We start from the raw sequence: 21,644 nt of genomic DNA, 5'->3' as shown, positions 1-21,644 counted from the left end.
TCTATTTACTTTTATCGCTGTTATATTAATCAAATTAATTGAAGAGCTATACGTTGAAGATGTTTATTTTGTTCGCTGGCGGACGGTCACGTCCATGAATGAACGATAGCGGACTGTCAATTGTTTAAAAATAGGCTGTTTAATGGTGATTGGTCGATTGGCACACTTGTTGGCAATAGCAAACCAAACTTAAAAGCTCTAATCATTTTTTGATGGATAAGAAAATAAAAAAGAAAACATGGACATTGAAGCGAATCTCAACGATTGGCGGAGTTACACTTTTGGTAGTGTTTGTTGGATATCAGCTATTATTTGCTGACCGCAGATCGAAGCTCAATGTAGAAAAAGACAAGATCACTATCGCTGAGGTCAAGCGAGGTGTATTTCAGGAATTCATACCACAGACTGGTACTGTTGAACCAAGTGTAACCTTTTATTTGGATGCCATTGAAGGTGGACAGATTAAAACCGTTAGTAAAGAGAGTGGTGCTATGCTTAAAAAAGGCGATGTTATTTTAGAACTCTCTAATCTTAATCGTGAGTTAAGTGTATTAAGTCAGGAGGCTAGTTTGAATGAGAGTATTAACAGATTGCGTCAGACCAGGTTAGGTCTTGAACAGAATGATCTTTCTCAGCAGCAACAGTTGGCTTTGATAGAAAATCAGCTTCAAATTTTAGAACCTCAATACAAAAGACAAAAAGTTCTTTTTGAAAAGGAATTAATCTCTAAGCAGGACTTCGAACAAACTAAGGCTAATTACGAATACAATCTCAAGAGAAAAGAAATCACTTATAAAAGTTATAAGAGTGACTCAATTTCAAGAGTCCGTCAGCTAGTACAGTTAAATGATTCTGAAAGAAGAATGATGACTAGTTTAGACGGTGTATCTCAAATTTTAGATAATCTTATAATTAAGGCTCCAATTGATGGTCAGCTAACTGCACCTCAGATGTATGAGGGACAAACTGTTAACCCAGGACAAAGACTTGGACAGGTCGATAAAGTGGGTAGCTATAAGGTAAGTGCTCAGATTGATGAGCTTTATTTGCCAAGAATTGCAACAGGTTTAAAAGCTACTACGCCTTATGCTGGAAGAGATTATGAGTTGGTGATTACCTATATTTATCCTAATATTAACAATGGAAGATTCCAGGTAGACATGCAATTTGTCGGTGATACCCCTGAAGGAATTAGACGTGGAGGGTCACTTAGACTAAGAATTGAACTTGGTCAATCTTCTGAAGAATTACTGCTTCCGGTGGGTGGATTTTACAAAGATACTGGTGGTAATTGGGTCTTTGTTGTAGCAGAGGGTGAAACCAAAGCAGAAAAAAGGAGTATAAGACTAGGAAGAAAGAATACCGAACACTTTGAAGTTTTGGAAGGCTTAGAGCCAGGAGATAGAGTAATAACCTCATCTTATGACAACTTCGGAGACAATGAAGTGCTCGTCTTACAATAAAATGGTCAAAACTTAAACATAAAATTAAAAACACTACAACCATGATTAAAATCAAAAATTTACAAAAAGTTTATACTACTGATGAAGTGGAAACAACTGCACTCAATAGTATTAACATTGACATTAAAGAAGGTGAGTTCGTAGCTATTATGGGACCATCAGGATGTGGAAAGTCAACTTTGCTTAACATCCTAGGATTGCTTGACAATCCAACTGATGGTGAATATCACTTTGGCGAGCACGAAGTTTCTAATTACTCTGAGAGACAAAGAGCTCAATTAAGAAAAGGATCTATCGGATTCGTATTCCAGAGCTTTAACTTAATTGATGAGCTAACTGTATTTGAAAACGTTGAACTTCCATTGTTGTACTTGAAAGTTCCTTCAGCTGAGCGTAAGCAAAGAGTAGAGGAGGTTTTGGAAAGAATGAATATCATGCACAGAAGAAATCACTTTCCACAACAACTTTCTGGGGGTCAGCAGCAAAGGGTAGCTATTGCAAGAGCAATTGTAGCTAAGCCTAAAGTAATTTTAGCGGATGAGCCTACTGGTAATCTTGATTCAGCAAATGGTGAAGAGGTAATGAAACTTTTAGCTGAGTTGAATGAGGAAGGAACAACTATCATCATGGTAACTCACTCTCCTTATGATGCAAATTATGCTCACAGAGTGATCAACTTGTTTGATGGAAAAGTTGTAACTGAAAATATCAAAGAGCAATTCCATATATAATTATATAGAATTTAAAAATAAAGCCCTGATTTTCAGGGCTTTATTTTTAAAATGATACTTGGTAATGCAAGGTACTGTGTAAAAAGTTCTTCTTAGGTGCAACCTATTTTCAACTTTTGTAGTCTATACTAAAACCAAGGTCAAAAACTCAAACAACACACTCATGATCAAGAATTACCTAAAAATCACTTTCCGTAGTCTATGGAAAAGTAAAGTCTTTGTTCTCATCAATATCATTGGAATGGGACTGGCCATTGCGTGTAGCATAGTGGCGTACCTTAATTATGACTTCAATGCCAACTTTGATAGTAATCAAGCTGATACTGAAAATGTGTATCGCATTGACGGTGAAAGAACATACAGGGAGCGCGAACAGGCTTTTGGTATATCACCTGTGCCTATAGGTGAGGCTATAAGAGAAAATATAGGAGATATAGATGCAGTAATGCGTTACATGCCATCTGGCGGGAATTTTAAGATTGGCGATGAGCTTTTCAATGAGAACTTCACTTTTGTTGATACCAATTTCTTTGATTTTTTCACATTTAATATTACAAAGGGTGATGCCTCAGTGTTGAAGGACAAATCGAGCATACTCATTAGTCAGAGAGTGGTAGAAAAATATTTTCCTGATGGAGATGCCATGGGTAAAACGCTTACCCATTTTACTGATGATGGACCAAGAGATTACAAAGTAGCTGGAATATTTGAAGATCAACCTCTTAATTCAAGTTTCGGAGGTCAAAGAATTTTAACGAATATCGATAATTTCTTTGATATGAATTCTGACGAAGAAAATGGTAGATATGAGGAAGACTGGCAAAACTGGGTAACCACTTTTGTAAAGGTTGATAATAAAGATCGTATTTCTGCCATAGAAGAGAGGTTAGATGCAAATTATCTTCAAATTCAGAATGATGCACGTCTTGACTTTAAATTAAACAGGTACTTTTTAGAGCCATTTGAAGGAATGGCTTATAGGGCTGCTGATGATATAACATATAATCATTGGTTAAGAAGCAGCATGCCACCTCCTGCTGTATTGGTTCCTATGATCATGGCTGTGCTTATTTTGCTTATAGCATGTTTTAATTTCACCAATACATCAATGGCCATTGCAAGTAAAAGATTAAAGGAGATTGGTTTGAGAAAAGTGATGGGCGGAGTCAAAAGTCAACTGGTTATTCAATTCTTATTGGAAAACCTTGTTTTGTGCTTTTTGTCATTAATTGCTGGGGTCATTATTGCAATATTCTTGGTGCCGGCTTATAGCGATATGTGGGGATTTTTAGATATAAAATTGAGTTTTGATCAAAATATTAACTTCTATTTATTCTTAATAGGCGTATTGACATTTACTGGCGTAATAGCTGGAAGCTACCCCGCATTTTATGTTACCAGTTTCGAGCCTGCCAGCATTTTAAAAGGTACCTCAAAATTTGGTGGTGTTAACAAAATGACGAATGTTTTATTAACACTACAATTTTCAATTTCTCTAATTGCCATAATCCTTGGTGTGGTTTTTTACCAAAATGCCATTTACCAAAATGAACTGGATTATGGCTATGATATTAAAGGGGCTATATCATTGTATTTCGATGATGCCGATTCATACAAAGCGTTCGAAACTTCAATAAGAAATAATCCCGAAATCTTGTCGATTGCTGGTTCGGAGTACCAGATTAATCGGGGTTATAGAAATGATCCTGTTAAAAACGCAGACAAAGAATTTGATACAGATATTTTGCATATTGGAAATGACTTCTTTGAAACCATGGATTTCAAATTGTTAGATGGGCGTGGTTTTCGAAAGGATTCCGAGACTGATATGCAAGAATCTGTCATAGTGAGTGAAGAGATGGTTAAAGTATTCGGTTGGGAAAAGCCGCTTGGCCAAAAACTTATTTGGATGGATACTGTACCTCTTTATGTTGTAGGCGTTATGCAAGATACATATACAAACGGGCTTTGGTCTCCTATAGAACCTTTAATGTTAAGGTATGTTCCTGAGAAGGATTATCATTATTTGACCGTAAAAACAGCTGCTTCAAATTTAATTTCCACAAATGAATATCTCGAGAGCGAATGGAAGACTATGTTTCCAGATAAAATGTATACTGGAGAGTTTATGGATAATCAACTAAGTAATGCGTCAGAAGTCAATACTAATATTTTAAAGATGTTTAGCTTTCTTGGTGTTATCGCCACATTCATGTCAATAATTGGCCTATTTAGCATTGTATCTCTAAATATTCTTAAAAGGATGAAAGAGGTTGGTGTAAGAAAAGTTCTTGGCGCATCAGTTGGTCACCTGATGACAATTTTGAATAAGAACTTTATAATTATTCTTTTAATAGCCTCAGTCATTGGCTCAGTATTGAGTTATATGATGGCTGGAGCTTTTATGGAGATGATTTGGACCTATCATGTTGATCCTGGCGTCATGTCATTTGCTTACTCAATACTGTTGTTGCTTGCTATTGCAATAGCAACAATAAGTATTAAGGTCTATAAGGCAGCTACAGCTAGCCCGACAGAAACAATTCGAACAGAATAGAATTTTTTTTAATCAGGCTGTAACATTTTTTCTCAGTTACAGTCTGATTATTAGTTAAACTCAAAACAACAACTCACCATGCTCACAAATTACATTAAGGTTGCTTATCGCAACATTACAAAACACAAGTTCTTCTCAATTATTAATATTCTTGGGCTAACCATTGGACTTGCAGCGTCACTATTCATCACACTTTACATCTATGATGAATTGACTTACGATCAATTTAACGCGAAGGCAGATCGAACCTACAGAATGAACCTGCATGGTAAATTGGCGGGGCAGGAGATTTACACTTCTAATACTAGCTTCCCTATGTCAAGAGCGTTGGTAGAAGAAATCCCCGAAGTTGAAGAGGCTACCAGAGTAAACCCAATGGGCGAGTGGATTATAAGAAACGGCACTATTTCATTTAATGAAGAGGATGTTTTTGCGGTTGACTCCAATTTCTTTAGTGTATTTAGTTTCGAATTGCTTTATGGTAATCCCGAAACTGCATTAATAGAGCCCAATAGTATCATTTTATCAGAAGATCTGGCAGTTAAATATTTTGGAGAACCATCCGATGCTTTGGATAAGTCTTTGAGCATCGGTAATGATAAGAGTGAGTATAAAGTTACCGGAGTAGTTGAAAATAGAAGAAGTGATTCTCACCTTAAGTTTAATATTCTTTTATCGACAAGCACTTTTGCATGGATGAATCAAGGTAATTGGCTAAGCAATAGCCTTTACACTTATTATGTAATTGCCGAAGGGGCAAACCCTAAGGATGTAGATGCCAAGCTCGAGCCAATTATGGAGTTGAATGTGACACCAGTGATGCAACAATTTGTTGGGAAATCATTAGCCGAATTTAGAGAGACTGGTGGTATATATGAATATTACAGCTTCCCTATGCTTGATATCCATTTGAAGTCAGATATTCAGGATGAGGCCGAACCTCCGGGGGACATCTCTTATGTATATATTTTAGCGGGTATTGGGCTGTTCATAGTCCTTCTTGCTTGCATCAACTTTATGAACCTTACTACAGCTAAATCAGCAGGAAGGGCTAAAGAAGTTGGATTGAGAAAAACCTTGGGTTCCCAGAGATCTGTGTTGATTTCTCAATTTTTAACAGAATCAATGTTTTATGCTATTACAGCCGGTTTGTTGGCCATTGTGGTGGTGTATTTATTAATGCCTTCATTCAATGTGCTATCTGGAAAACTATTAGCAACAAGTGTTATTGCTGAACCTGTAATTCTGGCGACTTATATCGCTTTAGTTTTATTGGTAGGAATTGTAGCGGGAAGCTATCCGGCATTTTACCTGACAAGCTTTAAGATCACTGAAGTGTTAAAAGGTAAACTTAGAGCGGGAATGAAAAGCGGAGCTATCAGAAGTTTTCTTGTGACTTTCCAATTCTGGATATCTATTGTTTTAATAATATGCACCGCTATAGTTTATCAGCAGTTGCAGTATATCCAGGATAAGAATTTGGGTATTGATAAAGACCATGTACTCATCATAGAAGATGTTAACAGGTTGGAAGATAATAAAATGGCTTTCAAAAATGAGTTAGAAGCCACAACTGGAATTATGGGCACAAGTTTTTCAAATAACATGGTGCCTGGAGTAAATAATACCACACTATTCAGGAGTGCAGGTAACGAACAAGATCACATATTAGCCACTTATTTTGCAGATTATGATCATGCTAAAACACTGGGATTTGAGCTGGTAGAAGGCAGGTTCTTTTCGAGAGATTTTCCTTCAGACTCTGCTGCAGTTATTATCAATGAAGCAGCAGCACGTGAAATGGGCTGGGATAATCCTTTGGAAGAGAAAATTATAAACTTTGACGGTGATACGCCACAAGAAATGCAGGTGATTGGTGTAGCGAAAGATTTCAATTTTGAGAGTCTGAAAATGGTTGTTAGGCCCTTGGTTTTAAAGCTTACCAGAGAAGGGAACATACTTTACACCAGATTTTCTGGAGAGAGCCCTGATAAGGTTATAGAGAGTATTACCAATAGCTGGGATAAGATAGCTCCGGGTGAACCAATACAATATTCGTTCTTAGATGATGACTTCGATAAATTATTTAGAGCAGAACAAAGATTAGGGAAGGTGTTTACTGTATTTACAGTCGTGGCCATTTTTATTGCCAGCTTAGGTTTGTTTGGTTTGGCAGCATTTATGGCTGAGCAGAGAACCAAAGAAATAGGAATCAGGAAGGTAATGGGCGCTTCTCTTTGGGGCGTAACTTCTCTTATGTCTAAGGACTTTGTTAAGCTGGTGCTGATCGCTTTTGTGTTATCAATTTACCCCGCTTATTACGCTATGAACAGTTGGCTGGATGATTTTGCTAACCGAATAGATATTAATATTTGGGTATTTGCAGCCAGTGGTTTTGCAGCCATTTTGATAGCATGGATCACAGTGAGCTATCAATCCTTTAAGGCAGCAAGAGTAAACCCTGTACAGTCTTTAAGATATGAGTAAGTAATAAGGAATAAGCCTTAAGCTACAAGCTGCAAGTGTTGAGTGTCAAACCTTGCAGCTTGAGGCTTATAGCTATAAGCTCTATACCACTACATTTACAATCTTATTAGGCACAACAATCACCTTTTTAGGAGCTTTGCCTTCAAGCCATTTCTGAACAATCTCAGAGGCTAGTACCTGCTTTTCAATGTCTTCCTTAGGCATGTCAAGTGGGAAATTCATCTTAGCACGCATCTTACCATTAATTGATACCGGATATTCGTGCTCACTTTCAACAAGGTATTGCTCGTCATATTCTGGGAAAGTTGCTTTCGTGATGCTTTCCTCATGGCCTAGTTTATTCCAAAGCTCTTCAGCAATGTGAGGAGCATAAGGTGCAAGGCCAATTACTAAAGGCTCAAGCACTTGACGCTTGTTGCATTTCAATGAGGTCAATTCATTAGTGCAGATCATAAACTCACTCACTGTGGTGTTAAAGGAGTAATGCTCAATATCTTCTTTGATCTTTTTGAGTGTTTTATGAAGCACTTTCAATTCTTCTTTTGATGGATCAGCATCTGACACCTCAAACTGGTCATTGGTATTATGGAACAGATTCCAGAACCTTCTCAGGAATTTGAATACTCCATCAATACCATTAGTATTCCATGGTTTGAACTGCTCCAATGGCCCTAAGAACATTTCATAAAGCCTTAATGTGTCAGCACCATAACGCTCAATAATGTCATCAGGGTTGACCACATTGTATTTTGACTTAGACATTTTCTCTACCTCAGAGCCACAGATGTATTTGCCTTCTTCAAGAATAAATTCTGCATTTACTCTATCTGGTTGAGATTTTTTGAAGGCCTCTAAATCCAGAATATCATTCTTAACAATACTAATATCAACATGCAGTGGACTTGCATCATATTGATCTTTAAGATTGTATGAAACATATTGATTAGTATTCTTAATTCTATAAACGAAGCTCGATACCCCCTGAATCATCCCCTGGTTGATCAACTTCTTAAATGGCTCTTCAACCTCAACCAAACCAATGTCTTTCAAGAATTTAGTCCAGAATCTCGAATACAATAAGTGGCCAGTAGCATGCTCAGATCCACCGATGTATAAGTCCACATTTTGCCAATAATCTAAAGCCTTTTTACTAGCAAATTCTTCTTCATTATGGGCATCCATGTACCTGAAGAAATACCAGCTACTGCCAGCCCAGCCCGGCATGGTGCTTTTCTCGATAGCATCACCTTGTGCTGTAGTCCAGTTTTCAGCTCGTGCCAATGGAGGCTCACCATCTTCTGTTGGTAAGTATTTATCAACCTCTGGCAATACCAAAGGCAATTCAGATTCTTCCATTAGATATGGAATGCCATCTTTAAAATAAACTGGCAACGGCTCTCCCCAATATCTTTGTCTGGTGAAAATGGCATCACGCATTCTGTAATTGATCTTGCCTGATCCAATACCTAATTTCTCCAACTCCTCAACACCACTTTTAATGGCATCTTTTGGCGAAAGGCCATCCATAAAGCCAGAATTGATGATCTTGCCTTCCCAAGTAGGATCAGCTTTTTCATCAATCACCATGGCATCGTTGATCACCGTAATAGGAAGATCAAAATGCTTGGCAAAGTCATAGTCTCGCTGGTCGCCAGAAGGTACAGCCATGACAGCTCCAGTGCCATATCCAGCAAGTACATAATCAGCAACCCAAACAGGTATCTTTTCACCACTAAAAGGGTGGATAGCATATGCTCCTGTGAAAGCCCCTGTAATATTTTTAACCTCAGTCATGCGCTCGCGCTCTGAACGATTACTTGCTACCTCGGCATATTTCATCACTTCTTCACGCTGACCATCAGTCACTATTTTTTCAACCAGCTCATGCTCTGGGGCTAATGCTAAATAAGTAACTCCATAAACCGTGTCTAAACGGGTAGTGAATACTTCAATGGTATCGTCATGATTTTCTAAAGCGAAATGGAACTGCGCACCGATGGATTTCCCAATCCAATTGCGCTGCATTTCTTTAATAGGCTCAGACCAGTCAATGGTTTCTAACCCCTGCAAAAGTCTTTCGGCATAGGCGGAGATACGCATCATCCACTGCATCATGTTCTTTCTTACAACAGGGTGACCACCACGCTCACTAAATCCATCCTTTACCTCGTCATTAGAAAGTACTGTACCTAGCGCAGGACACCAGTTTACAGTGGTGTTAGCCAAAAACGCTAGTCTGTATTTAAGAAGCATTGATTGCTGCTCTTGCTCATTATAACCTTTCCAGTCCTCAGCAGAAAATGAAGGAGTATCATCATCGCATTTGGCATGCACATTTTTATTCCCTTTCTTTTCAAATTCCTTGACTAACAGGTCGACAGACTCTGCTTTGTCAGTTTTTTGATTGTAGAAACTGTTGAACAGCTGCATGAAGATCCACTGAGTCCATTTGTAAAATTTAGGATCACAAGTTTGAACTTCTCTGTCCCAGTCGAAAGAGAAGCCGATATTTTGAAGCTGATCTTTATATCTTTTAATGTTTTGCTCTGTAGTTATGGCTGGGTGTTGCCCTGTTTGGATAGCATATTGCTCTGCAGGCAATCCAAAAGCATCAAAACCCATGGGGTGCAACACATTGTACCCATTTAATTTTTTATATCTTGAAACAATGTCAGAAGCTATATAACCCAGTGGATGACCGACATGCAGACCAGCACCTGAAGGGTAAGGGAACATGTCTAATGCATAAAACTTGGGTTTAGTAGAATCATTGTCAGCATGATAGCTTTTATGCTCTTTCCAATACTGCTGCCACTTTTTCTCTATTTCTTTGAAATTGTACTCTGCCATTGTCTGATAAAAATTAAGGGTGCAAAAATAGCAGATTAAGCGGTTAGCGCTCAATGAAAGTTGAATGAAATTTTGATTTAGTAGGGATTAAGATTCTTTTAAAAAGAAATCTGTGAGGTCATTGGCTAATAAGGTGGTGTCTATCTGCTCAATTGGGTGTTTAAAGCCTTTGTAAAGCTTGAAACTAGCGTTGGGTAAAGAACTGGCTAATGTCCTGGATTCATCTTCAGTCACCATATTATCTTCAGAGCCTAACCCAATAGTGACAGGAATTTTAACATCTTTCAGGCTAGATGCATTTAATATCGGAGAGTCTCCAAGAGAAAGCATCATTTCGGAAGTCTTATGCATTACAACTTTCCAATCTTCAGGAGCATGGCGTGCTTCCAGGGCTTTTGCAAAGGCTGGTACTTTCTCTTCAATCTTGGCCGGATTAAGCATCTTAACCTCATGCTGAGAAGTTTCAGGTGACCATGCGAATTTAGTTCCCAGTGTAAATATCTTCGTAATTCTACTATCAGTTTGAGCAAGGTAAAGAGCTACATAGCCTCCCATACTGTAACCAAATATATTTACAGCATTTAAATGCTCCTGATCCAGCAAATTGGCTAAATCCTGAGAAAATTTTTCAATGCCAAACTGGCCTTCAAGGGCTTTGCCACCATGACCTGTAAAATTGAGCGTATAAACCTCAAATTTACCTGAAATGAATTGCTTTAAAGGTAGCAGCTGTTTTTCTGACCCTAGTGCACCATGAAGAAGTATGGCAGCCGGTTTCATTATTTAATTGTCTCTAGTAGTTGGTCTACTTCTTCTTTGATGTTTTCCTGACCAGCAGCCTGTTCTTTAAGAGCAGATTTTAAATAACCAGCAACATTTTCACCTTTAGAAAGTTTGGATTTAATGTCGTTAAGCATAGCACTAAGATCACTGGTGGTATCAATTTTCTTTAAGATGCTTTCAATAATAGGAATGCCAGGGTGACTAACGGAGGTTGAAGTCTCTGAAGTAGTCTCAGAAGTCAGTTTATTGGCTGTTTTTTCATTGATACAGCTATTGTAATCAGCAACAATCTGGTCTAAATCTGATCTTTTATATTTTTTATTTTCAAGGTCATCAACAACAGTTTCACAATCTTCAAGAAACTTAGCTAGTGATTTTTTGAAAGTAAGATTAGAAACTTCTAATGATTCACCATCAGTTTTAAGTAAGAAGACACTTGCAAATTCATAACCTTGATCTGCTCTAAATCTAAACTGGCTCAGGTAGCCATCACTATCAACAAGCATGATTCTATAAACACCAGCGTGCTTGACAGTTTTATATTTTTGCCCTTTGTGCTCAAATTCTATAACCTGATAGGCTTTGAACCTTTGCTTGCTGTCATCATTCTTTATGGTCAATTCTTCATAGCGCTCCATAGGAAGTTCAATGGCTATCTCACCATGAAGTGTGTCGGCACTTGTCGTCACTAACCAGTCCTGAGCATAGACAGCCGGACTCAAAATAAATAAAAGAATTATGTAAATCGAAAAACGCATTGTTTATATATGTTTTATAGGGTCACAAAAATAGAATTATTTGTCACTTCCACCATCTTTTTTCAATCTCCCAGCATCTTTTAGGGCCCTGTTGATAATATACTCAAGCTGGCCGTTAGTACTGCGAAATTCATCTGCAGCCCATTTTTCAACCGCCTTCAACATTTCAGGGTCTAGTCTTACTACAAATGGTTTTTTCTTAGCCATAATGTTCTTCCTTATCCTCTTTAAATAGATAACGCATGACCTCTTTTATTTCTTCGGGTTGTTGAGTGCCCAAAGTAATTTGTTGACCCTCTTTTCTATTAATTACTATTCCGTAATTGCCATGTGTGTTTAAGAGGAGCTTTCCAACACTCCACTTATAACCCCAGCCTCCAAATGAGGTCAGCGGGTGAATATCCTTCACCACATAACTTGTTATCTGATTGAGAGGAATAATCTTATGATTCAGCATTATAGGAAAAAATCTATAGGTGACACCAAGCTTGTCATAACGTGTTTCAAGTCTGATAGAGAATATCAATACCGTCATCAATGTGATGATTCCAATACCGAGGGCATATGATAAGTAGCTTGAATTTTGATTTATGTTAGCTTGATAGTCATTGTATAATTGATAAACTACCAAAATGTCTACTCCAATTAAGACGACCCAAAGCCACGGTTGATCGAATCGCTGTCTTTCTGTAAATGACCTCATACAATTAATGCTTTATTTGCCGGCTAATTTTATTTTACTCTTTCCAGTAGCACTATCAAGGAGTTATGATCATTAGTGAAGTTAACCACTTTCCACCCTTCATGAACTTTAGCATTTAGTTTTTCCTGAAAACTACTTAAGCTTTCGAAAAGACCCTTTTTTAAGAATTTGTAATTTTCCATTTCTAGTGATTTAAGGTTCCTGAATTTACAATTGGTGTTACATCTTTGTCAGCACATAATACCACCATAAGATTACTGACCATTGCAGCCTTACGCTCTTCATCAAGGTCAATGATTTGCTTTTCTGATAATTGCTCTAATGCCATTTCTACCATACTAACAGCACCTTCAACAATTTTATGCCTGGCAGCAACTATAGCAGTAGCCTGTTGTCTTCTTAACATGGCACTTGCTATTTCAGAAGCATAGGCGAGATAGCCAATTCTAGCTTCTATCACTTTAATACCTGCTATATCAAGTCTTTGGGTAAGGTTTTCTTCAAGCGCATGATTTACCTCATCAAGGCCGGAACGCAAGGTCATTTCAGCGTCACCATCTTCAAAATTGTCATATGGATACTGGCCCGCTAATTTTCTAACAGCCGCATCACTTTGAACACGCACAAAGTTTTCATAATTGTCAACTTCAAAAGCCGCTTTAAAAGTATCTTCAACTTGCCATACTAAGATAACACCTATCAATATTGGGTTACCCACTTTGTCATTCACTTTTACACGTTCACTATCGAAGTTTCTTGCTCTCAAAGAGATCTTCTTTTTCACATAAAATGGGTTTACCCAAAAGAAGCCGTTCTTTTTGACAGTGCCTTTGTAGTCACCAAAAAGTACTAATACTCTGGAGCCGTTCGGGTTTACAAAAAAGAATCCGGGGCATAAAATAAGTGAGGCTACAATACCTAAGGCAAACATTGGAAATTTTGTGGCTGCCAAAAGAAGAATGGAGCCAAAGAAGAGCACCACGACTACAAAAATCATCAGGTAGCCTGATATAGGGTTGTTGTCTTTTTCTGTTTTCATGCTATTATGGGTTAGTTGTCTGTTTAATTATTTGTTTAAACTAATTCAATCAAGTGATATTAAAATGATATCATAATTATATTAATTTAAATTGATTTACGCAAATTGTTTGATAAGGGTTACATATTTTGTATTTGTCTTATTTCTAAAGTTTATTTGCTACCTAAACTCTTTGAATCACAATGGTTAAATACAATCCTAAAACTTGGCTCGCTCTTATTTTTCATTCTTATAGCCGACAAGTCGTTAAGACGCTCTTTCCTGCATTAGCATTTATGGGGCTATACACTGCTGGTATTACCTACTTTTTGTTGGATTACATGGGGTTGTCATTTCTAAGCACCACCGTAGTCCATTCACTTTTAGGTATAGTGTTAGGTTTGTTCTTGGTGTTCAGGGTCAATTCAGCTTATGACCGCTGGTGGGAAGGCCGTAAACTTTGGGGTTTATTGCTTAATAATTCTCGTAATCTGGCATCTAAGCTTAGTGCTTATCTTCCGGAGGAAGATAAGATTAGTAGAAACTATTTCGCTCAAATCATTCCAAATTTTGCTGTGTCAATGAAGGAACACTTGCGTGAGGGGGTTGATTTGGAAGATTTGGATATAGCTGAAGAGGGTTTTCTATCTAAGTTGAAAGGAAAGGAACATATTCCTAATGCCATTTCATATATGATTTATAAAAAGATCAATCAACTTTATATGGATAAAAAATTAACTGGAGAACAGTTTTTTGTTTTAGACAAAGAGGTAAAGGAATTCTCTGATATTTTAGGAGGATGTGAAAGAATTAGAAATACACCTATACCTTATTCCTATAGCATGTTCATTAAGAAATTTATTTTCACTTTCACGGTTACTTTACCTTTTGCTTTCATGACCGAATTCCATTATTGGACGGTTCCAATTGTTCTTATGGTATTCTTTATTCTGGTAAGTGTTGAATTAATTGCTGAAGAGATTGAAGATCCATTCGGTAATGATGTGAATGACCTGCCTACTGATGATCTAACAGAAAAGATTAAGAAGAACGTAAGGGAGTTACTTCTGATCGAATAAGGAGACGTAGATAAAGTAGAGTATAATCATTAAGATCATAACGCCATACATCACGAGATCCACTCGAACATAGGCCTTATATTTCTTATACATCTCGATTATTCTCTTCATTTAGCAAAGATAGAGGTTGCTTTTAAACAATTTGTCTAATTTCGGAATTGTAACGGCAAAATGATAACTTGACATATGAGTTTAGGAAAGCAAGCTAAAGCCAATTTTGGAACGGCACCGGTATTTTTTACTGCCATCTCCACCATATTAGGAGCAGTAATGTTTCTAAGGTTTGGCTACGCTGTTGGTAGTGTGGGACTTATAGGCACTATTGGCATCATAATATTTGCCCACATGGTGACTATTCCTACTGCCATGGCTATTGCAGAGATTGCTACAAACCAGAAAGTGGAAGGTGGTGGTGAGTATTACATTATATCCCGCTCCTTCGGAATAAATGTAGGTGCTGCCATTGGTATTGCACTTTATCTATCACAGGCCGTCAGTGTAGCCTTTTATATCATAGCATTTGCTGAAGCCTTCGGGCCGTTGATTGAATACCTGCAAGCCACTTTTGACATTGGTTATATTGATAAAAGGCTGATTAGTATTCCTTCAGTTATTTTGTTAAGCTTTTTGATTATCAAAAAAGGTGCGGATTTGGGTATGAAAGCCCTTTATGCTGTAGTGGCTATTCTTTTCCTTTCACTTATAATGTTTTTCTTAGGCTCAACCGAATACCAGGAAACGATAACGGATTTTGACTGGTATGCTACGGTGTCTAACCCTGACGACTTCTTTATGGTATTTGCCATTGTATTCCCGGCATTTACTGGAATGACTGCTGGTGTTGGTCTATCTGGAGATTTAAAGGATCCTAAAAAGTCGATACCTTATGGTACACTACTAGCCACATTTAGTGGAATGATCATTTATGTTTTCATTGCTTATAAAATGGCTAGTGCTTCACATCCTGATGACCTTGTGGGGAATCAGTTGATTATGATGGATATAGCTGTCTGGGGACCTATAATTCCAATAGGGCTGGCATGTGCAACTATTTCATCAGCACTGGGTAGCATATTAGTTGCACCACGAACGCTGCAGGCATTGGCAGGAGATAAAGTCTTTCCCCTAATGAAAATCAATGCCTATTTAGCCAAAGGCAAAGCTGGATCAAATGACCCAATAAATTCAACCATCATTACAGGCATTATTGCCTTGGTATTTGTAGGAATAGGTGATGTAAACGTTGTGGCAGAAGTTATCTCTATGTTCTTTATGATCACTTATGGTTCCCTTTGCTTAATATCGTTCCTTCAGCACTTTGCTGCCGATCCTTCATACAGGCCTTCCTTTAAGTCAAAATGGCCAATATCTTTAATAGGAGCTCTGTTGTGCGTGTATTTAATGTTTAAAATGAATGCACAATACGCCATCATTTCAATTATTATGATGACGCTGATTTACATTTTTATCACTCATACCAGTAATAGTAAGGAAGGGTTGGCAAAAATTTTTCAAGGTGTTATTTTTCAGGTTAGTCGTCAGCTACAGGTATTCCTCCAAAAGGTTGAAAAAGGAGAGGAGAACTGGCGCCCATCTATTATTTGCATCTCGCAAGATTTCTTCAAAAGACCGTCTGCTTTCCAGTTGATGAAATGGCTATCGCACCGCTATGGGTTCGGTACATACATCCATTATATCAATGGGTACTTGTCTACTGATACTCATGAAAAATCTAAAGAGGAATTACACAGATTGCTAAAAGCGACTGGTATTAGTAAGAGTAATGTCTATGTAGATACTTTAATCTCACCATCATTTACTAGTGCTGTAGCACAGTCCATGCAGCTGCCTAGTGTCTCTGGAAAGGAGATAAATATGATATTGTTTGAGTACTCTAAAAGTGAGCCTGAAAACCTCAATCATATCATCGATAACTTCACCATGGTAAAAGCTGCCGACTTTGATATTTGCTTGTTAGGTTCTTCTGATAAGGAATTTGGCTTTATGCATGACATACATATTTGGCTTACCCCAAGTGACATCAATAATAGTAGTTTGATGATTTTGATAGGTTATATCATTATGGGGCATAAGGATTGGCGAGATGCCGAAATAAAGATATTTGCCGTTGTTTCCAAATCAGAATTGTCTTCGAAGGAAGAGAATTTAGTTTCCCTAATTAAAGCTGGTAGACTGCCAATCTCTCCTAATAATATAAAACTGATTCAGCATGAGGAGAATATTAATATTAAGAATATAGTTAATGAGCGCTCTCAAGATGCTGATTTAACAATACTTGGTTTTAGAGAAGAAGCGATGAAACAGCTCGAGCATAACTTGTTCGAAGGTTATGATGATATAGGAAACATTCTATTCATTAATTCATCTAAGGCTAAAGAGATAGAATAGACCTAAGCTTTTATTCTTTTTTTAAGCTTCACAGGATTTTTCTTCTTCCTCATTTTTATGTTGAGTATTTCTACAACTAGGGAGAAGAAAACCGCAAAGTATATGTATCCCTTAGGTACGTGATAGTGCAATGCTTCTATACCCAGCATAAACCCGATTAATATAAGGAAAGACAATGCAAGAATCTCTAGTGTTGGGTGCTCACTTATAAAATCACTAATACGCTTTGAGAAAAACATCATTATTCCCATTGAAATTACTACAGCGATTATCATCAAGATAAGCTGATCGGTTAATCCAATTGCAGTAAGAATTGAATCGAACGAGAAGATGATATCCAATAATATTATTTGCCCCACTACAGTAAACATGGAATGAACTTTTGAATCTTTAGTCTCGGCCTCAGCACCTTCCATTTTATGATGAACTTCCATGGTGCTTTTGAAAATAAGGAAGATTCCTCCAGCTAATAGTATTAAATCTCTTCCACTAAAATCATGGCTGAAAAGTGAGAATAGAGGTTGAGTAAATGTTATAATATACGTTATACCTAAAAGCAGTGCTATCCTGAAGATCAGTGCCAGACTCAAACCAATATTTCTGGCCTTTGATTGTTGCTCCTTTGGTAACTTATTGGAGACAATAGAAATGAAAATAATGTTGTCTATGCCTAAGACAATTTCCAAAAAAGTAAGTGTAAGTAACGCTACCCATGTAGAAGGGTCCAAAAATATTTCCATAGCGCCAAATATAAGTTAATGTGATAAAGATTTTAAGTTTACCAGTTTAACTTATTTGATATATTGGTCTATACCTCGTTATTTAAACTGTCTATTAGGCTTTTGAACCGATCCATGTCCTTGCCATATATTTTATTGCAAAGGAACCTTACTACAACAAGACTTAGTACGAACGTGCCTGCTACATAGTACCATTTATTAAAGACTCCATTCCAGCCTCCATAGGTATCAAATTGAAACTTGACCATCAATAGTGAGAAAAGCGGGGGGAGTGCTATTTGATAAAAGACAATGTAGCCTTCCAATCTATTTTTAATTTTAGTTATAGCAGGTTTGATGCCGTTATTCGATAGATCTACGTTGTTTAGGAGCATATACTTTATGCGGTAGTGAATTATTAATATACCTGCAATAATTGCTATTTGACCACTGACAAGTAACCTGCTTTGTAGACCAATAAAAAAAGTAATGCTAATCAGAATTGCAGTAGTGATCCCCATTAAAAGCAGGTCAATGAGCATCTTCCTATTAGTCGATTTTAAAGAGCGCTCTGTTCTCAATTCAAAAATTTGATTGATTTCAGTTCTGCTATACTTTATCGAATCGGTTTTAAGTTCTTTTAATTTATCAATATCCATCTTTACGCTCATTAAACATTTCTTTCAATTTATTCTTCAGTCTATTTATCCGGGCACCAACATTAGATTCTGAGATGCCTAATATGGAAGACATTTCCTTGTACGATTTGTCATCGAGATAAAGAGCAATCAGGGCTTTTTCATTATCGTTTAACTTTTCAATAGCACCCTGTAGTAGCTCCTCATAAGTATCCTCATCTTTCTGCTCATAAGTGCTTTCTACTAATACTTCTTCATTCAACTTTCTTTCCTTCATCACCTTTTTAATATAGGTAATGGCAGTATATAAAGATACCCTGTATATCCAGGTAGAGACTTTTGCATCTCCTTTAAAATTGTGATACCCCTTCCATAATTGGAGCAGGATTTCCTGAAACAAATCGTGATGACTATTTGTTGTATCTGTGTAGATACGACAGACATTATGAATAATCTTTTGATTATCATCGATAATTTCTAGAAAATCATTTTCGTTTTTATTCAATTTTGGTTTAACTTATCAAATGAATAGTCTGCAGAATGATGTAAATATTACAAGAACTTAATAATTTTTTATATATTCGCAGTTGTCGGAACTCAGAACTTACAACCTAATTGTTCAACCTTAATTGTCTAACTTGAAAAAGACAGCCAAATTTATGAGTTCTATTAAATCTAAATTCCTTCTTTTCTCTCTATTATTTCTTTTGGTAGGAGCCATAGACTCTCTTGGTCAAGTAGAAGAAGCTGGAGCCTCTAATAGCCTGTTTTATTATACAGGTAATCTGGGTGCTAATGAACAACTTGAGTTTAATATGCAGCTTAAAGGTCATGCCATTACTGGTTCTTGTATATTAGTCACAACAGGCAATCTTTATGTAATTAAAGGTAGGCTCGCAGCAGATAAAACTGGAATGGGAGTTTTGGTGTATGACGAATCAGATCAATTCATAGCCTCTGTTGAAGCAAGAGTTATTTCAGATGAATTTGATTTCGCTAAGGAAATAAAAGGAGTTTGGAAAAGTGCCAATGGTCTCTCGCGAAAAAACGTGAACCTCACTAAAATAGCAGAACTTGCTCAACTTGAAGAATCGAACTTCAAAGAGTTTTACGGAGATTAAAACCCTAACTTGAATCCTTTTTTAAATTAACCATATGAGATTTATACTTTCTCTACTGATATTATTTTGCTCTGTTGTTAGTGTATCAGCACAATTAAAATTTCTTGCATTAGGAGACTCGTATACAATAGGGGAAAGTGTAGAAGAGGATGGAAGGTGGCCCAATCAGCTGCAAAAAAAGCTTAACGCTTTAGGTGTTAATGTTAGCATGCCTATGATAATAGCCAGAACCGGTTGGAGAACAGATGAATTATCTGCTGCTATTGAGTCGGCTGATTTGACCAATGATTTTGATTTGGTAGGGTTACTTATAGGAGTAAATAATCAATATCAGGGTAAAAGCGTAGAATCATACAAACCTGAATTTGAACAGCTACTTAAAAGAGCTATTGAGCTTGCAAATGGAGATAAAAGCAGGGTTTTCGTAGTATCTATTCCAGATTATGGCTTTACACCATTTGGTGCGTCTAAGAAAGATAAAATTTCTAAGGAGCTGGATGAGTATAATCAGGCAAATAAGAAAATTACTGAAGATCATGGTGTTAACTACTATTACATCACTGATATTTCCCGATCTGATGATTCTGGGTTAGTTGCTAACGATAATCTTCACCCTTCAGCAAAACAGTATGGACTTTGGGCAGATCTGATAGCTGCAGACGTGAAGTTTTTTAAATCACTTTAGTCTTTTAGGAGCCTTTTTCAACTCGCATCAGTCGTGCTACGAAAATAGCAATGATGCTGAAGAATACGGCCACATATCCCACTTGTTCATAACCTACAAGCGCTTTTGCTCCATCAGAAATAGTTGATGGAGCTTCAGTTATCATTGTTCCCGCCAATAATGCAGCCAAGCCCGATGAAATTTGTTGAACTGAAGCTCTAATGCTCATAAAACTACCTCTGTTTTCGGGTTTTATTACAGACGTTACCATAGTTGTTGATGGTACAATTCTTCCATTAGCGAGTATAAAAAAGAAACCTGTCACTATAAGCGCCTGCCATAATGGAACAGGATTTAAATGAGTGATGATAAGGACAGGGATTAGTACTAAAACTCCAAAAACAGTGAACACCTGGAGTCTGCCATACTTGTCAGCAAGTCTTCCTACCCAAGGAGATGTAAATATTGTTAAGCCACCACCCACAAGGTAGATGTAAGTAAGCTCCTGTTCTGTAAATCCTACATTACCAACCATATACGGAGCAATAAATGGGATAATCGTAAAATGACCTAGCATTAAAACAGAAGTAAAGAGCAATCCAATTAAAGGATTTCTTCTGCCGAAGATCTTCTTTATAATTTGAATTGGATTTTGATGATTATTACCCTTAGCAATATGTCCGGACATTGAGGGAACATAGATCAATATCAGGATATTAATGACTATACTGAATCCTCCTAAGAATAAAAAAGGAGCGTGCCAGCTAAAGAGGGTGGCCAAATAAAGACCAAAAGGAACACCAAAAACAGAAGCGACTGAAAATGCTGCCATAACAAAGCCAATTCCAGCAGCGCGTCTTTCAAGAGGAATAGCATCGCTTACTATTGATAGAATTAGGGCACCAAGAACTCCACCAAATGCCCCAGCCACAGAACGGGTAATTAACAGTACTTCGTAGGTAGGAGCAAAGGCACAGGCCAATGTTCCGATAGTAAACCCAATGTATACAACCGTTAAGGCTGATTTTCTATCAAATCGGTCAATTAAAAATGCAGCAACAAAACCAGAAGCTCCAGCTGAAAAGGTATAGGATGATACAAGGAAACTGAATTGTTGAGGAGATATGTCAAATAACCTCATAAACTGAGATCCGAGGGGCATCATGATCATAAAATCCATGATATGCGAAAATAACGCTGAAGCCAGAATGACTAACAGTAGTTTCTCTTTTGACATAGGCTTGGTGAAGATAGAATAATCGAGCTATTTCTTGTTAATGAATTACAGAAATAACCGGAGCCCAGTAAAACTGTTCTTAAAACAAATGAATACTTTTATTTCACATCCTGAATAATGTAATTCCTACCATTAAGTTCGATACTTTCACCTTTCTTTTTGCCAAGTAAAGCCGTGCCTATTGGCGAATTGGGTGCAATGGCAAAATAATCTTGGGCATTCATAGTTACTTTTCCCAAACCTACAGACATAAAGAATGTCCCAAGGTTGGTTGTGATAAGAGAGCCTGCTTCAATTGATTCTGTAACAGCACTACCTTTGAGATTGCTTAAAATCCTAGCCAGTTTCTCAAATTCCTCGTATTGGCGGACGACATTCTCTTGAGCTAAATGCACCATTGCTCGACCTGTTTCATATTTATCTCCAA

General features: G+C 37.2%; 20 protein-coding genes. 8 read left to right on the top strand and 12 right to left on the bottom strand.

Annotated elements, in window-relative coordinates; genetic code table 11:
- Positions 1–212: 212 nt before the first annotated feature.
- From E1140_RS09850 to E1140_RS09835, 4 genes are all read left to right on the top strand, one after another.
- A complete protein-coding gene (locus E1140_RS09850; protein ID WP_155182542.1) occupies positions 213–1,463 on the top strand; it encodes an efflux RND transporter periplasmic adaptor subunit in 1,251 nt (416 codons plus the stop codon).
- A gap of 41 nt (positions 1,464–1,504) precedes the next feature.
- Positions 1,505–2,194: an ABC transporter ATP-binding protein gene (locus E1140_RS09845; RefSeq protein ID WP_155182540.1), complete on the top strand. Its 690-nt coding sequence runs from the start codon at positions 1,505–1,507 to the stop codon at positions 2,192–2,194.
- Between the two features lie 163 nt (positions 2,195–2,357).
- A complete protein-coding gene (locus E1140_RS09840; RefSeq protein ID WP_155182538.1) occupies positions 2,358–4,751 on the top strand; it encodes an ABC transporter permease in 2,394 nt (797 codons plus the stop codon).
- 78 nt (positions 4,752–4,829) lie between these two features.
- Positions 4,830–7,238 (top strand): ABC transporter permease, encoded by a 2,409-nt coding sequence (locus tag E1140_RS09835; RefSeq protein WP_155182535.1) that lies wholly within the window; start codon positions 4,830–4,832, stop codon positions 7,236–7,238.
- 81 nt (positions 7,239–7,319) lie between these two features.
- Here the strand turns inward: E1140_RS09835 and leuS are convergent, their stop codons facing one another.
- The 7 genes from leuS to E1140_RS09800 form a co-directional block, all read right to left on the bottom strand.
- The gene (gene leuS / locus E1140_RS09830) at positions 7,320–10,088 is read right to left on the bottom strand and encodes a leucine--tRNA ligase (RefSeq protein WP_155182532.1); all 2,769 of its coding nucleotides are present in this window, start codon (positions 10,086–10,088) and stop codon (positions 7,320–7,322) included.
- A gap of 87 nt (positions 10,089–10,175) precedes the next feature.
- Positions 10,176–10,868, bottom strand: coding sequence for an alpha/beta fold hydrolase (locus tag E1140_RS09825; protein WP_155182529.1), 693 nt, complete (start codon positions 10,866–10,868; stop codon positions 10,176–10,178).
- Positions 10,868–11,629 carry a hypothetical protein gene (locus E1140_RS09820; protein WP_155182526.1) on the bottom strand — a complete coding sequence of 254 codons (762 nt, stop codon included), beginning with the start codon at positions 11,627–11,629 and terminating at the stop codon, positions 10,868–10,870. The genes E1140_RS09825 and E1140_RS09820 overlap by 1 nt, the downstream gene beginning before the upstream one ends.
- Before the next feature lie 36 nt (positions 11,630–11,665).
- Complete coding sequence (locus E1140_RS09815; protein WP_155182523.1) at positions 11,666–11,836, bottom strand: type II toxin-antitoxin system antitoxin; 171 nt, start codon at positions 11,834–11,836, stop codon at positions 11,666–11,668.
- Positions 11,829–12,332, bottom strand: a complete 504-nt coding sequence (locus E1140_RS09810) for a hypothetical protein (protein WP_155182520.1) — start codon at positions 12,330–12,332, stop codon at positions 11,829–11,831. The genes E1140_RS09815 and E1140_RS09810 overlap by 8 nt, the downstream gene beginning before the upstream one ends.
- A gap of 29 nt (positions 12,333–12,361) precedes the next feature.
- The gene (locus E1140_RS09805) at positions 12,362–12,514 is read right to left on the bottom strand and encodes a hypothetical protein (RefSeq protein ID WP_155182518.1); all 153 of its coding nucleotides are present in this window, start codon (positions 12,512–12,514) and stop codon (positions 12,362–12,364) included.
- Positions 12,515–12,516: 2 nt separating this feature from the next.
- The gene (locus tag E1140_RS09800; RefSeq protein ID WP_155182514.1) at positions 12,517–13,371 is read right to left on the bottom strand and encodes an SPFH domain-containing protein; all 855 of its coding nucleotides are present in this window, start codon (positions 13,369–13,371) and stop codon (positions 12,517–12,519) included.
- 182 nt (positions 13,372–13,553) lie between these two features.
- On the opposite strand from E1140_RS09800, the gene E1140_RS09795 reads away from it, so the two are divergent.
- Positions 13,554–14,429 carry a bestrophin family protein gene (locus E1140_RS09795; RefSeq protein ID WP_155182511.1) on the top strand — a complete coding sequence of 292 codons (876 nt, stop codon included), beginning with the start codon at positions 13,554–13,556 and terminating at the stop codon, positions 14,427–14,429.
- Positions 14,430–14,615: 186 nt separating this feature from the next.
- Positions 14,616–16,838: an amino acid permease gene (locus tag E1140_RS09790; protein ID WP_155182508.1), complete on the top strand. Its 2,223-nt coding sequence runs from the start codon at positions 14,616–14,618 to the stop codon at positions 16,836–16,838.
- A 2-nt stretch (positions 16,839–16,840) separates the two neighbouring features.
- Here E1140_RS09790 and E1140_RS09785 read toward each other — a convergent pair whose 3' ends face one another.
- The 3 genes from E1140_RS09785 to E1140_RS09775 all read right to left on the bottom strand — a co-directional run bounded on the left by E1140_RS09785 (position 16,841) and on the right by E1140_RS09775 (position 18,700).
- Entirely contained in the window at positions 16,841–17,578 is a 738-nt protein-coding gene (locus E1140_RS09785) for a TerC family protein (RefSeq protein ID WP_155182505.1), read from the bottom strand.
- Between the two features lie 68 nt (positions 17,579–17,646).
- Complete coding sequence (locus E1140_RS09780) at positions 17,647–18,228, bottom strand: hypothetical protein (RefSeq protein ID WP_155182502.1); 582 nt, start codon at positions 18,226–18,228, stop codon at positions 17,647–17,649.
- Positions 18,206–18,700, bottom strand: coding sequence for an RNA polymerase sigma factor (locus tag E1140_RS09775; protein ID WP_155182500.1), 495 nt, complete (start codon positions 18,698–18,700; stop codon positions 18,206–18,208). The genes E1140_RS09780 and E1140_RS09775 overlap by 23 nt, the downstream gene beginning before the upstream one ends.
- A gap of 154 nt (positions 18,701–18,854) precedes the next feature.
- Between E1140_RS09775 and E1140_RS09770 the strand changes: the two genes are divergently transcribed.
- Both E1140_RS09770 and E1140_RS09765 read left to right on the top strand, forming a co-directional pair.
- Complete coding sequence (locus E1140_RS09770) at positions 18,855–19,316, top strand: hypothetical protein (protein WP_155182497.1); 462 nt, start codon at positions 18,855–18,857, stop codon at positions 19,314–19,316.
- A gap of 34 nt (positions 19,317–19,350) precedes the next feature.
- Positions 19,351–20,001: an SGNH/GDSL hydrolase family protein gene (locus E1140_RS09765; RefSeq protein ID WP_155182494.1), complete on the top strand. Its 651-nt coding sequence runs from the start codon at positions 19,351–19,353 to the stop codon at positions 19,999–20,001.
- A 4-nt stretch (positions 20,002–20,005) separates the two neighbouring features.
- On the opposite strand, the gene E1140_RS09760 is transcribed toward E1140_RS09765, so the two are convergent.
- Positions 20,006–21,217 (bottom strand): MFS transporter, encoded by a 1,212-nt coding sequence (locus E1140_RS09760; RefSeq protein ID WP_155182491.1) that lies wholly within the window; start codon positions 21,215–21,217, stop codon positions 20,006–20,008.
- Between the two features lie 98 nt (positions 21,218–21,315).
- On the bottom strand, positions 21,316–21,644 hold a 329-nt coding region (locus E1140_RS09755; RefSeq protein WP_155182488.1), incomplete at its 5' end, for a GreA/GreB family elongation factor.

The organism is Fulvivirga lutimaris, from assembly GCF_009711525.1.
Classification (GTDB): Bacteria; Bacteroidota; Bacteroidia; order Cytophagales; family Cyclobacteriaceae; genus Fulvivirga; species Fulvivirga lutimaris.
This window is presented reverse-complemented; position numbering and strand designations above follow the sequence as displayed.

What these genes read in the sequence shown, in the direction of transcription:
- E1140_RS09815 (WP_155182523.1), bottom strand. Translation starts at nt 11,836, where the DNA reads ATGGCTAAGAAAAAACCATTTGTAGTAAGACTAGACCCTGAAATGTTG.
- E1140_RS09765 (WP_155182494.1), top strand. Translation starts at nt 19,351, where the DNA reads ATGAGATTTATACTTTCTCTACTGATATTATTTTGCTCTGTTGTTAGT.
- E1140_RS09780 (WP_155182502.1), bottom strand. Translation starts at nt 18,228, where the DNA reads ATGAGCGTAAAGATGGATATTGATAAATTAAAAGAACTTAAAACCGAT.
- E1140_RS09790 (WP_155182508.1), top strand. Translation starts at nt 14,616, where the DNA reads ATGAGTTTAGGAAAGCAAGCTAAAGCCAATTTTGGAACGGCACCGGTA.
- E1140_RS09760 (WP_155182491.1), bottom strand. Translation starts at nt 21,217, where the DNA reads ATGTCAAAAGAGAAACTACTGTTAGTCATTCTGGCTTCAGCGTTATTT.
- E1140_RS09805 (WP_155182518.1), bottom strand. Translation starts at nt 12,514, where the DNA reads ATGGAAAATTACAAATTCTTAAAAAAGGGTCTTTTCGAAAGCTTAAGT.
- E1140_RS09825 (WP_155182529.1), bottom strand. Translation starts at nt 10,868, where the DNA reads ATGAAACCGGCTGCCATACTTCTTCATGGTGCACTAGGGTCAGAAAAA.
- E1140_RS09795 (WP_155182511.1), top strand. Translation starts at nt 13,554, where the DNA reads ATGGTTAAATACAATCCTAAAACTTGGCTCGCTCTTATTTTTCATTCT.
- E1140_RS09820 (WP_155182526.1), bottom strand. Translation starts at nt 11,629, where the DNA reads ATGCGTTTTTCGATTTACATAATTCTTTTATTTATTTTGAGTCCGGCT.
- E1140_RS09840 (WP_155182538.1), top strand. Translation starts at nt 2,358, where the DNA reads ATGATCAAGAATTACCTAAAAATCACTTTCCGTAGTCTATGGAAAAGT.
- E1140_RS09785 (WP_155182505.1), bottom strand. Translation starts at nt 17,578, where the DNA reads ATGGAAATATTTTTGGACCCTTCTACATGGGTAGCGTTACTTACACTT.
- E1140_RS09770 (WP_155182497.1), top strand. Translation starts at nt 18,855, where the DNA reads ATGAGTTCTATTAAATCTAAATTCCTTCTTTTCTCTCTATTATTTCTT.
- E1140_RS09845 (WP_155182540.1), top strand. Translation starts at nt 1,505, where the DNA reads ATGATTAAAATCAAAAATTTACAAAAAGTTTATACTACTGATGAAGTG.
- leuS (WP_155182532.1), bottom strand. Translation starts at nt 10,088, where the DNA reads ATGGCAGAGTACAATTTCAAAGAAATAGAGAAAAAGTGGCAGCAGTAT.
- E1140_RS09800 (WP_155182514.1), bottom strand. Translation starts at nt 13,371, where the DNA reads ATGAAAACAGAAAAAGACAACAACCCTATATCAGGCTACCTGATGATT.
- E1140_RS09835 (WP_155182535.1), top strand. Translation starts at nt 4,830, where the DNA reads ATGCTCACAAATTACATTAAGGTTGCTTATCGCAACATTACAAAACAC.
- E1140_RS09810 (WP_155182520.1), bottom strand. Translation starts at nt 12,332, where the DNA reads ATGAGGTCATTTACAGAAAGACAGCGATTCGATCAACCGTGGCTTTGG.
- E1140_RS09850 (WP_155182542.1), top strand. Translation starts at nt 213, where the DNA reads ATGGATAAGAAAATAAAAAAGAAAACATGGACATTGAAGCGAATCTCA.